Raw genomic sequence first — 11,699 nt, 5'->3', positions numbered from 1 at the left:
ATTTCTTATTAAATATTAAGAGCAAAAGATAACGGATAATTTCCCCCTCCCCCGTAGACAGATCTGGATTAATTTGTTTCCAGGATTTTTCCCGGATAAGCGTAGGAGTCCAGGATCCTGCGACATGAAATTTTTTTAAAAAACTTTCAAAAAGAACGCAGCACTGCATCAAGGTTCATAAAAAGAGGAGAATTACTGGACAGAGAGGCGTGTTTTTATCCATTTCCTAAGGAACGAGAAGGCCCTGATGCGCTGACTTTGCGTTAGCGATTAGAACCACCGGACTTCGATAACGTGGCTGCAACTTCATTATCTCAGAGACAGTATGAACAAACGGCTCAACATTATGGAGGTGACAAAGAGGAGAAATTTGCGGCGATACAACTTATAAGAACTTGTTACTCGCCCTTTTCATCTCAGATAAAAATCGCACGTCTAAGGTATTTTTGATAATTCATCATAGCGAGCATGATATACTGCCCCCCCAAAAATCTCTTTTATTCATTTATATCTTTCCGGAAAGGAAACAAGACGGTATGGGGAATGCTGCCTTTTATCAGTGTTTTTGTTCTCAGCTCACAACATATTTGAAAAAACGTTAATAACATACGGACTCATTCAACATACGTATTTTTCAAATTCAGTTATATTTTTTATTTGTCAGCACAGCTTAAAAAATACATTCATTAAAACTATATTTCAGGAGTGATTATGGATAATCAGAATAGTGGTTTTAACATCCAAATTAACGACACCCTTAATAGATACCTATTATTGTTTCAGCATCACGATTCAATAACATCCGATGTACTCTCTTTTACTGCCACTGAGTCTTTAAGTCATCCCTACAGGTACGTGATTAAATTTACGAGTCCCAGCCTGAATATCCCTCTTGATCAAATTCTCAATTGCTACGCCAGTTTCATTATGCGTGCGCCTGGCTCTGACAATTCCTGGGAAAGTCAGCCGAAATGGCATCAAATCAAACAGATAAATGGCGTTATTACATCATTCTCCCGTATTAGTTCATCGGCTGATGAAACACTCTATGAGTGCGTACTCGAGCACGAGATGGCGTTACTAGACCGCACCCGAAAATCTGCGGTGTACCTGAATGTTACCGTTCCTGACCTGGTAAAAAAGGTCCTGCTGGAACACCAGGAAATTAAAGGTTATCAGGTCGATTTAGAAAAACTGACGCTCACCTACCCGCTGCGGGAAATGGTGATCCAGTGGCAAGAAACCGATCTGACTTTTATCCGGCGTTTACTTGCCGAAGTCGGTATCTGGTTTAGATTCGAAAACCACCCAGACGTGACAACCGAAACAGTTACTGTTTTCGGCGATGCAGGAAGTGCTTATCTTTTCAGCGACAAATTGCTTTCGTACGTCCCTGATTCGGGCATGGCGAGTGACGGTGAATATATCACTCAGCTTCAGGAGTTCTATTCTGTCATCCCGGAAGGCGTTCAGAGTCGTAATTATAACTATCGTGAAGCCCTTTCGCCTGATGCTAAAAAATCTGTCTACGTGCACAACCTGCCGGATAAGATTTCAACAGGTCGCGATTATATTTATGCGGATAACCCTCTGGAAAAAGGAAGCTCAGACGGTAAAAGTAGTGAAACAGCGACGTTTTATGCCAGGGTGCGCCATGAATATCACCTGAATAATCAGAGCATATTAAGTGCTGTAACGAATACGCCGGAGATGAGCCCCGGCGTCCTTTTCAATCCGCAGGGGGATGTTCCTGAGGGGTTCAAAGGCGGATTTGTTGTTTGCGTGATAGAAATAAGTGGCAGCCGCGGCGAACATTTTTTGGCGAAATTACGCGGTATACCGTACAGCGAAAGTTATTGTTACCGGCCTGAGCGTCTTCACCGCCCGGTGATTGCCGGGACAGTGCCCGGACGGGTGACCATCCGTGGAGAAAATGCCACGTATGCCAGCACCGACATGTTCGGCCGCTACACCGTAAAATTTGATTTTGATCTGGAGGCTAAGAAAAAAGGTTATGAAAGTGCATTGATCCGACTGGGCAGGCCTTATGCGGGCGACACATATGGTTTTCATTTCCCTTTAATAAATTCGACTGAAGTCGCCATTGCATTTGAAGGCGGCGACCCAGACAGACCCTTTATATCCCATGTCATGCACGATGGCGCACATCCTGACCTTGTGAATATGCGCAATGACACACGCAACATTATTCGCACTCCTTCACAGAACAAAATACGGCTTGAAGATAAAAGAAATCAGGAACATATAAAGATTTCGACGGAGTACGGTAAAAGTCAGGTTAGTGCAGGGCATCTGGTGGATGCAGAAAGAAAAATGCGGGGTGAAGGCCTTGAGGCCAGAACCGATCACTGGATAGCTGTCCGTGCAGCCAAAGGGCTCATGCTGACAACAGAGCCACAGCCCAAAGCGCAGGGGCAGCAGCTCGATATGACCGCTGCTGTCGCTGCCCTCGAAAGTGCTTTATCGCTTGCGCGAACGCTTCAGCAATGCGCCACGACCGCCGGAGCCAGCGCCGCGGAGTCTGAGCCTCAGGAACAGTTGAAGCAGGCATTGGATAAATTGCAGGCTCCCGGCCTTTTAGCCTATGCCGAAAAGGGGCAGGCTTTTGCCACACCGGAAAGCTTACAGCTTTCAGCCGGTGCAGACCTGATTGCCACGGCAGGAAGCAATGCAAGCGTAAACGTGCTTAAAAAATTCTCACTGGCCGTGGGAGATAAGCTCTCGCTCTTTGCCCGAAAACTCGGGATCCAGATGATTGCCGGTGAAGGCAATATTGATGCGCAGGCTCAGCGCGGTGAAATGCATTTCCTTTCTCAGAAGGATTTCACCCTGATGAGCACCGACGGCAAAGTGAATGCCAGTGCGAAACAGGGAATTCAACTTTCCTGCGGCGGAGGCGGCATACGCATCAACGCCGATGGTTCAGTTGAGATTTTCTCACCCACGGCTATCGACCTGAAAGGACCTAATCTGGCCTTCAAAGGCCCGGAAAGTGTGAAAACAACCGTCCCTGCATTCGAGAAAGGAACATTCAAACGTCGCTTCCAGCTTCACGCGCAGGACGATGCGGAACAGACATTACCGAATCAAAAATTCCGACTCACCAGTTCGACCGGTAACGTCATTGAAGGTGTCACCGACGCCAAAGGACAATCCTCACTGCTCGACAGTGACGATATTGAAACATTTAAGATGGAGCTTATTCATGACTGATACTAAAGCCAGTCCTTACCAGCCAAAAATCGTGGCGAAAAACGAGATGGGGGTTCATCAGTCACTGGGCGAAGTGGCTCAAACCTGCAAAGTCTCAGTTCCCCGCCCTATGCCCTGCATCGTCATTTTGGTCCACGGCGTCAATGATGTGGGCGAAGCGTACCAGAATCAGGAAACGGGCATTATTGAGGGATTGAGAAAACGCCTCGACCGCAGCGATCTTTATGCACATGAGTGGAAAGACTTCATTGCAATGCACAATGAAGATGCCCAGACCAAAATCACCGCCCCGGGACGTTCACCGGTCATCCCTTTTTACTGGGGTTACAAACCCGTAACCCGCGATGACTGGAAAGCCGACCAGAAACGCTACCGTGACGAAGTCACTACCCTGAAAGATGGCGCAAAAATTCCTTATGACAGCTATCAGGAAAACGACCCCAAAAAGATGGCGGAAAACGGAAATGACGGCAGTAATGGCATTAAGTTTCAGAATGATAGTTTTAAAAATGCCCTTGATGTGAATTTTGCCAAAGGTGGCGGCACGTTCGCCAATGCCACGACCAATATCCCGGATATGCTGGGGCCGGGGTCAAATGGCCTGGTCGTGGCCGCCGCCGGGTTCGGTACCTTGTATATGAACGGCGGGAATTATACCCACCCGATCTATCACAACCCGCACCGTATCTATCAGTTCTTTGCCGCGCAAAGACTCGCAGATTTGATTTTGACGATAAGACGTCACAAAGTTGCTGGAGGTGATGTGATTAATATTGTCGCCCACAGTCAGGGGACAATCATCACCATGCTGGCAAATATGCTGGTGAAACAGGCCGGTGCCGCTCCAGCAAATTGTGTCATCCTCAATCATTCTCCCTATTCACTGGAAAGCCGTTTTAATGAGGATTTGCAGGAAGGACATCATCAGACGGACAAAGCAAGGCAGGAAACGTTCAGTAATTTCTGCAAGCTAATGGCCACGCAATATCAGGGAGGGCAACTGTCAGAGGGTGAAATTAAGAACCTTGAAGATTTATGTACACTGCCTTCTGCCAGCAAGAACAAGTGGCACAGCGATCACCGCTACAGCAGAAATAATAACGGCAAAATATACAATTACTTTTGCCCGGTGGACGGCACCGTTTCACTTCAAAACGTTAAAGGATTTGGCTGGAGAGGCGTTCCTCAAGATATTGCCAAAAATATCCCTAATCTTTTTCAAAGAGTTTTTTATCAGCATGGCGTAGTCGGGAAAAAACCTACCGATGAACCATTTGTATTACCTTGGGCCGGGGAAGATGACTTCACGACCACCTTTGGCATGAATTCTTATTACTCCTACCGTGATGTCATCGTTAATGGCGAAGAACTTCCGGAAACGTTCATATTTAAACTGATGGGCGAAGACAATCACTCGGATAACGATCCGTCGACGTGTGATACCCCTTATGAGACAGATATTGATGAAGACAGCCCGGATAAAGTGATTTCCTATTCGGCTAAAGCCAATGCCATCAGCAGAACAGATAAGGCCGTCTATTCCCTTGATAAATACAGTTACCCGGAACTCCGGCCGGGCTCAGTTCTGAACGATAGCCAGCTGGCCATAGAAAGTATTGATCGCAAAAAACAAATCATCTACGGCGTAATTACCGGAACGGTATCAGACAGAGGCATACAACTGACCTGGCTCAAAACACGTGAAGAATTAGAAAAGGAATGGGAGAAAACCGACCCTGTTGGATATAGCCAACATTCCTCTATTGTTGCGAGCAAACATGCGCCATCCCATGCAATGGCCTTTGACCTGGCGATTGGTCAATGTAAGTCATTCGATTATCAGTCAGGGAAATTTTGGGAAGCATTACTGCATCGGGCTGATTGGCGAGACTCGCAAAATGGAAGTATACCAACCAAGGAATATTATAAAACGGGAATATTAGCTGAACAAGACACAAAACAATATATGAGCAAACCTGATCAAAAACTTCCAAAGGGCGAATTCGGTGTAGTTAATGATTACGGGAAGAGAGAAAGGCCACTCAATATGGGAGAGTTGGATATTTTGTTAGGCGGAGATAAGCAAACTGCCACTGTAACTCAATGGGCAATGCCTCGCGCCCTTAACAATAAAGAACTGGAGTGACTCAATAATGAAAGGACTACTATTTTTTGTTAGTTTTTTTCTTACGCTTATAACGACAATGGTTTACGCCCAAGAGCCGCCTGTGCAGGTGGTTTATCGCTTTGATGACCACCGCTATCTGGAACTCAAAGGCTGGGATTGCGAGGGTGAGCTTTGGTACACAGACACGCAGCGTCAAATACATTCGATCATTGCCAGTCAGTTTTATCGCATATTTACGCGTCAGTATATTCATCCTTCTGAGCGTTATATTGCTATTCCCTGGTGGGGGAAGGTGACAACGGGTTTCTCCGCATCTAAAGATTACGGACTGACCTGGGAAATAGGTGGAGCAAGGATTTCTCCCGGGCCGAATGAACCTAATGGTGACGATACTCCTTATTACGATGATGTAATTTCTTTCACCGTCGTCAACGATCAGGGATTTTTGCTCACCAAGAACAGCCTGTATATGTCGTCAAAGCCTTTTGATGACCCACGTCTCGCAACTGGAGGCCCGGGAATTGACTATCAGATAAACGGTGACCATCACCACATTAAACCCGAGTTTCCCGGTCCTGCCTGGGGTCTGGATTACATCACTAAACGAGGTCTTGCTGAAGACACGGCTCAATATCATACCAATTATCAGGATTTACCCGATAAGGTTCCTGAGGTCAAAAACTATCAGGGCTGGGACCATATGCGCTGTGATATGGATGCGGGCAGATAAGGGATAACGCGCACACGCGATTCGTTAAATAACAGGGATTGGATTATGAAGAATCTTAGAATAATCGCTGGCTGGCTGCTGATGCTTGCGGTTATAGAATGTCAGGCTAAACAGCCGCCGACGCAGGTGGTTTATCGCTTTGATGACCACCGCTATCTGGAACTCAAAGGCTGGGATTGCGAGGGCGAGCTTTGGTACACAGACACGAAAAAAAATATCCATACAGAACCTGTCAGCCAGTTTTATCGGATTTTCACCCGTAAATTTGTGCATCCTTCGGAAAAATATATTGCTATTACGGGTTGGGGTGTAGGTGGATTTATTGTCTCTAAAGACTACGGGCAAAACTGGCATAGTGTGGCATTTTCGCCTGGTCCTAATGAGCCCGACGGAATGAATGCACCGCCGCAAGAAGAAGCGATCTCTTTCACCGTTATCAACGATCAGGGATTTTTGCTCACTAAGAACAGCCTGTATATGTCGTCAAAGCCTTTTGATGACCCACGTCTCGCAACTGGAGGCCCGGGAATTGACTATCAGGTAAACGGTGACCATCACCACATTAAGCCCGAGTTTCCCGGTCCTGCCTGGGGTCTGGATTACATCACTAAACGAGGTCTTGCTGAAGACACGGCTCAATATCATACCAATTATCAGGATTTACCCGATAAGGTTCCTGAGGTCAAAAACTACCAGGGCTGGGACCATATGCGTTGTGATATGGATGCGGGCAGATAAGTTTTGTGATTATAAAAGACACTTTGAAAACATGCTGACTGCCAGACGCTATTATTTATAAAAGGAATTTTATGCAAGGTGTAATTCGCTTAAATGATCCGCTGATTTCAGGCGGACATGTCAATCAGGCATCAGGCTCTGAATTCATGGGGATTGCTGTAGCGCTTAAAGGTGACACGGTTATTTGCCCTGAGCATAAAGGCGTATTTCCGATAACCGAATGCCACGAAACCTGGACGATGAACGGGCGCGGTGTTGTTGTGAATGGATGTAAATCCGCCTGTGGATGTAAGATCATCTCAACATTACCCATTGCAGGTGTTGCATAATGGAATGGAGACTCTATCCACCTCAAAAGGAGCCGCAAGGAATAAAACCACACTGGGGCCTGATATTATTTTTATACACTATCGCATGCAGTATTTCGCTGGCTATCAGAACGCTTAACTGGCCGGAGGGAAAACACGTTGATAGTACGTTTCTCTATTACGGAATTATCATCCCCATAGTAATCATCTCAATAATTTTAAGTTTTATCGCTATGTTTACCAGTGCAAATTCCTTTTATCTGGATGTCAGGAAAAACATTGCTGACAGGAAACTGTATCACATTAAAAAATATGCAAGGGAATATCTGACCATCGCGGCTTGGTCTACTGTTGCTCCGGTTGATGATATTGCTTTGAAGATGTTGAAACTTGAAGGTGAGTTTCCACTTGGACAGAAAATACCGCACAAATTAGAGATGGATGATGAATTTGTTATGTCCCGAACACAGCAGTTACTCGAAAAACTGCTGAAACCTATTTCTGTTAAATTAAGACAACATCCGGACCTCAATATAACCTGCTGGATGAGAGGAGAAAATGAATCAGCGAAATCAGAGCTTATCGAAGTTCTTGCGAGGATGAATATTTCCTGCCGTGAGGAAAACATAACTTCCCTGGGCGAATGTCCTGCATATAATATTCTTACCGACATAATCTATCAATCCGGAATTACATATCAACCCTTACATCTCATTATCATTGCAGATCTCCATGGAGATGATAGCCGGTATATGGAAAATGCCAGTGCGTTTTTTATTTGCGAAAACTATATTGCGCAGGAAAAACCTGAACCCGTTTACCTTTTCCAGCCATTAATGAGTGAAATGGAATTAACAAAATCAGTTCCTGTTTTTCTCGCTGCTGAACAAGCAAAACCTGCAAAAACGCTGTGGCATACTGGTTTATCGAAGAGCGAAAAATATCCTCTGCTGAACGCGCTAAGCGAATCTAAAACAGGTCAGGAAAGGTTATCGTTAGAAACATCTCTCGGAGAGTATTCAGCCAGCTATCAGTGGCTTGCGCTTGCTTTTGCTTCTGATGCTGTGATGTACGGCCAGGGTTCACAACTGGTTGCCACCTCAGAAAAAAACCGACCTGCACTCGCTATTTTGTCTTCAGAAATACCCAAACTTCCGGCAGAACCTGAACACAGCGAGGTTTTAACACCCATACATTATGCATTTCCCGCTATGGTATTTTCGCTGATGATGTTGACATTTTTAGTACTAGAAAACACCGGGGATCTTTCGATTTATCTTATGATTACGGGTGCGGTCCTTGTCATTCTCGTCACTTTTGGGCTTGGTTTTGCTCTGTCAAAAGCCTCTGCAGACCAGGCCTGGTCAGATATGGACGATCTAATTTGACGAGGGTATTAAAAGTATTCGTTATTTTGCGATATAAATGAGCTATACCTGCCCGGCGATGAAGAACGATAACCGGGCAGGTATTCAGACCAACACATCAGAAACCTAACGAATCCAGCAGGTCGTCGACCTGTTCTTGCGAAGCGACAACACCGACGCCGTTGGCGTCGAGTTGCGGGCCGTTAAGCAGACTGTCGTTTTCACGCTTGGCTTTAACCTGCTGCTCAGGAATGTTTTCCATCAGCACCATCAGCAGCTGATTTTCAATTTCCTGAACCACAATCATCATGCGCTTGATCACCTGACCGGTGAGATCCTGGAAGTCCTGCGCCATCATGATTTCCATCAGCTGAGCATTGGTAAAGCTGGTGTGCTCAGGGACTTCTTTCAGGTAGCTGCGGGTATCCGTGACCAGTTCGCGCGCGTCCGATAACTCAATCGGGTTTTCGAACCATTCATCCCAGCGCTTATCCAGCTTTTTCGCGCCTGACTCAAGTTTGTTCTGGCGTGGCTGTGCGGCTTCAACGCTGTTCAGGGCGCGTTCTGCGGCCTGAGCGGTCATAGTGACGACGTAATCGAGACGGTCGCGCGCGTCAGGAATGGCTTCAGCCGCCTGAGCAATGGCCTGATCCAGGCCAAGTTCACGCATACTGTCACGCAACATACGGGTCAGTTGCCCAATGCGGGCGATAATCTCGCCCGCGGTTGCCGCATCATTTGCAGGCATTGGTATCTCTGCCATAAATCAGCTCCTACATGCCCAGTTTTTCGAAGATTTTGCCCAGTTTTTCTTCCAACGTGGCCGCAGTGAAAGGTTTCACAACATAACCACTGGCACCGGCCTGTGCGGCTGCCACAATGTTTTCTTTCTTCGCTTCTGCCGTCACCATCAGCACCGGCAGCTTGGCTAATGCGCCATCAGCGCGGATGGTTTTCAGCAGATCCAGACCGTCCATGTTTGGCATGTTCCAGTCGGATACCACGAAGTCGAAACCACCGGCACGCAGTTTGTTCAGTGCATCGACACCATCTTCTGCTTCTTCAACGTTGTTGAAGCCCAGCTCTTTCAGCAGGTTGCGCACGATACGACGCATGGTAGAGAAATCGTCAACTACCAGAAATCTCAGATTTGGATCGGCCATGTTTTATCTACTCCTAAGGTTTGGTGCTAAGCCGCGAGGCTGAAAAATTAAATACGTAATGCCTGACCGGCTGATATTTGTGCCAGCATCCGCTGACTGATTTGACTGAGATCCACCACTTCGTTTACGCCACCGGTCGCGATAGCCTCACGAGGCATACCGAATACCACACAGCTGGCTTCGTTTTGTGCAAGGGTATACGCCCCTGCGCGGTGCATCTCCAGCATGCCGGCGGCCCCGTCATTGCCCATTCCCGTCAGGATCACCCCAACGGCATTGCGTCCGGCATACTGCGCCACCGAACGGAATAACACGTCGACCGACGGACGATGGCGGTTCACCGCGGGCCCGTCGTTCAACTTAACCTGATAGTTGGCGCCACTGCGCGCCAGTTCCATATGTCTGTCGCCCGGTGCGATATACGCATGGCCCGGCAAAACGCGCTCGCCGTCTTCTGCCTCTTTCACGGTGATCTGACACAGTTTGTTCAGACGTTCGGCAAAAGAGCGGGTAAAACCCGGTGGCATATGTTGCGTAATCATCAGCGCCGGACAGGTCGGCGGCAGTGGTTGCAACACGTGACGAATCGCTTCGGTGCCGCCGGTCGACGACCCGATGGCAATCAGCTTTTCACTGCTCAGAAGCGGCGTATGGCTGAGAATGCGTGGCTGCTCAACGTTGACGTTTTTGTTGAGACGTGCTTTTGACGCCGTACGAATCTTATCGGCAATCATTTCGCTGTAGGCCAGCATCCCTTCGCGGATACCGAGCTGCGGTTTGGTGACGAAATCGATCGCCCCCAGTTCCAGTGCGCGCAGCGTAATTTCTGAGCCTTTACCGGTCAGCGACGACACCATCACCACCGGCATCGGCCGCAGACGCATCAGTTTTTCCAGAAAATCCAGACCGTCCATGCGCGGCATTTCGACATCCAGCGTCAGAACATCCGGATTAAATTTCTTGATGAGGTCGCGCGCCACCAGAGGATCCGGCGCGGTCGCCACCATTTCCATATCAGGATGGCTGTTGATGATTTCCGTCATCAGCTGACGCATTAACGCCGAGTCATCGACGCTCAACACTCTGATTTTATTCATTACCTCTCCTTGGCGAGGCCATAGACGGTTTGGCCGCGCAAATAAAATTCCCGGCTGATTTGGCTGAAGTTTTCGGAGTGTCCGGCGAACATCAGGCCACCCGGTTTAAGTAACGGAACAAATCGGCGTAAAATTTTCTCCTGTGTTTCTTTATCGAAATAAATCATCACATTGCGGCAGAAAATTGCATCAAACGGACCGTTCAGCTGCCATTGGCTTGCCAGCAGATTCAGTTGCTGGAAAGCCACCATCTGCGCCAGTTCGGGGCGTACACGCACCAGGCCACTGTGCGGGCCGGTGCCTTTGAGGAAGAATTTCTGCAACTGCTGCGGGCTGAGCGTGCGCAGCTCTTCCAGCCGGTAAACGCCCGCCGTCGCTTTCTCAAGTACCTGCGTGTCGATATCGCTGGCCTGAATGCGGCAGTTTGCCATCCGCGGCCCCAGTGCTTCGCTGAGCGTCATGGCGATGGAATACGGCTCTTCACCGGTCGATGCCGCCGTACTCCAGACGCTGTAATTATTTGGGCGCGAACGGGCATGCTCCGCCAGAATCGGGAAGTGATGCGCCTCGCGGAAAAATGCCGTCAGGTTGGTGGTCAGGGCATTGATAAACGCCTGCCACTCCGGGCTGTTACTGTCACTTTCCAGCAAAGCCATGTAACTGCTGAAGTCATTAAGCCCGAGGATCCGCAACCGCCGGACAAGGCGGTTGTAGACCATTTCGCGTTTATGATCCGCCAGTACAATTCCCGCCCGCTGATAAATCAGCTCACTGATCCGGCGGAAATGCGTATCTGACAGCGGTAAACGCTGGATCATCTGTGCCATGATCGAAGAGTTATCAGCACTCATTGGCGAGCCTGGTTGATTCATGGTGCAGCTCCATTAATGGACAGGTGGTGTGACGGAAACCCCATTGACGCTTCATCCAAATT

At 48.0% G+C, this 11,699-nt stretch carries 10 protein-coding genes; 6 read left to right on the top strand and 4 right to left on the bottom strand.

What is annotated here, in order from left to right; translation table 11 throughout:
- Positions 1 to 711 precede the first annotated feature (711 nt).
- From J1782_RS04320 to J1782_RS04295, 6 genes are all read left to right on the top strand, one after another.
- Positions 712 to 3,234, top strand: a complete 2,523-nt coding sequence (locus tag J1782_RS04320) for a type VI secretion system tip protein VgrG (RefSeq protein WP_217152490.1) — start codon at positions 712 to 714, stop codon at positions 3,232 to 3,234.
- Complete coding sequence (locus tag J1782_RS04315; protein WP_152325865.1) at positions 3,227 to 5,380, top strand: DUF3274 domain-containing protein; 2,154 nt, start codon at positions 3,227 to 3,229, stop codon at positions 5,378 to 5,380. The genes J1782_RS04320 and J1782_RS04315 overlap by 8 nt, the downstream gene beginning before the upstream one ends.
- Before the next feature lie 7 nt (positions 5,381 to 5,387).
- The gene (locus tag J1782_RS04310; protein ID WP_254302914.1) at positions 5,388 to 6,092 is read left to right on the top strand and encodes a hypothetical protein; all 705 of its coding nucleotides are present in this window, start codon (positions 5,388 to 5,390) and stop codon (positions 6,090 to 6,092) included.
- Between the two features lie 45 nt (positions 6,093 to 6,137).
- Complete coding sequence (locus tag J1782_RS04305) at positions 6,138 to 6,830, top strand: hypothetical protein (RefSeq protein ID WP_254302913.1); 693 nt, start codon at positions 6,138 to 6,140, stop codon at positions 6,828 to 6,830.
- 71 nt (positions 6,831 to 6,901) lie between these two features.
- Complete coding sequence (locus J1782_RS04300) at positions 6,902 to 7,159, top strand: PAAR domain-containing protein (RefSeq protein ID WP_152325864.1); 258 nt, start codon at positions 6,902 to 6,904, stop codon at positions 7,157 to 7,159.
- Complete coding sequence (locus J1782_RS04295) at positions 7,159 to 8,526, top strand: hypothetical protein (protein ID WP_217152489.1); 1,368 nt, start codon at positions 7,159 to 7,161, stop codon at positions 8,524 to 8,526. The genes J1782_RS04300 and J1782_RS04295 overlap by 1 nt, the downstream gene beginning before the upstream one ends.
- Positions 8,527 to 8,623: 97 nt before the next feature.
- On the opposite strand, the gene cheZ is transcribed toward J1782_RS04295, so the two are convergent.
- From cheZ to cheR, 4 genes are read right to left on the bottom strand one after another with little or no spacing between them, the layout of a single operon-like run.
- Positions 8,624 to 9,268: a protein phosphatase CheZ gene (gene cheZ / locus J1782_RS04290; RefSeq protein WP_104922337.1), complete on the bottom strand. Its 645-nt coding sequence runs from the start codon at positions 9,266 to 9,268 to the stop codon at positions 8,624 to 8,626.
- A 10-nt stretch (positions 9,269 to 9,278) separates the two neighbouring features.
- On the bottom strand, positions 9,279 to 9,668 hold the full coding sequence (gene cheY, locus J1782_RS04285; protein ID WP_104922338.1) for a chemotaxis response regulator CheY: 390 nt from the start codon (positions 9,666 to 9,668) through the stop codon (positions 9,279 to 9,281).
- A gap of 47 nt (positions 9,669 to 9,715) precedes the next feature.
- Positions 9,716 to 10,765 carry a chemotaxis response regulator protein-glutamate methylesterase gene (locus J1782_RS04280; RefSeq protein WP_152325862.1) on the bottom strand — a complete coding sequence of 350 codons (1,050 nt, stop codon included), beginning with the start codon at positions 10,763 to 10,765 and terminating at the stop codon, positions 9,716 to 9,718.
- On the bottom strand, positions 10,765 to 11,637 hold the full coding sequence (cheR, locus tag J1782_RS04275) for a protein-glutamate O-methyltransferase CheR (protein ID WP_152325861.1): 873 nt from the start codon (positions 11,635 to 11,637) through the stop codon (positions 10,765 to 10,767). Before cheR ends, J1782_RS04280 begins: the two co-directional genes overlap by 1 nt.
- Positions 11,638 to 11,699 lie beyond the last annotated feature (62 nt).

Source organism: Rahnella sp. BCC 1045, from assembly GCF_019049615.1.
In the GTDB taxonomy this organism is placed as follows: Bacteria; Pseudomonadota; Gammaproteobacteria; order Enterobacterales; family Enterobacteriaceae; genus Rahnella; species Rahnella contaminans.
Note: the sequence above shows the minus strand (reverse complement) of the source record. Positions and strands in the feature narration are given on the sequence as shown.